This is a genomic window from Bacillus sp. LR--39 (genome assembly GCF_053613335.1).
In genome coordinates this window covers 1-527 of the sequence record NZ_JBSIOT010001541.1, presented here as the reverse complement: position 1 = coordinate 527, position 527 = coordinate 1, and the positions used below count along the sequence as shown (strand labels likewise).

Here is a 527-nt window from a genome sequence, read left to right as displayed (position 1 = left end):
TCCATCTTACATAAACAAATCCTGCAAGTCAAGATATAAAATTTATCACAACATTTGCTATTATATCAGGACACATTTCAAATAGCAATGCTATTTTTTTATTTTTCTTTCAGCCGCTCTATCCGCCGATCATTTGAACACATAACGGAACGACAAACACGGTCACGACGCCGACGACGACAACTGCAATACTCGCCATTGCCGCTTCGACTTCCCCCATCTCAATTCCGACGGCGACGCCGAGGGCATGTCCTGATGTTCCGAGCGCCAACCCTTTGGCGATCGGATGCTGCACTTTGAAGATTTTCAAAAAAAGCGCGCCGAGCGCATAGACGATCACTGCGTTAAAGATGACGGCGAAGGCCGTAATATCTTGAATCCCGCCGATCCCTTTTGATAAAGGAAGAGCAATCGCCGTTGTGGCGGCCTGGGGCAGCATGCTTTTCATGACGGCTCCGTCAAGATGGAGCGCGTTTGCGATCAGATAGACGACGGCAACCGAGCAGACGGAGCCTGCAATAATGGCA

1 protein-coding gene is annotated in these 527 nt (G+C 49.0%); it reads right to left on the bottom strand.

The features are described from left to right. Positions 1–118: 118 nt before the first annotated feature. Positions 119–527, bottom strand: a 409-nt coding sequence (locus ACWHAR_RS31670) for an LrgB family protein (protein WP_452089002.1), incomplete at its 5' end; no start/stop codon positions are given.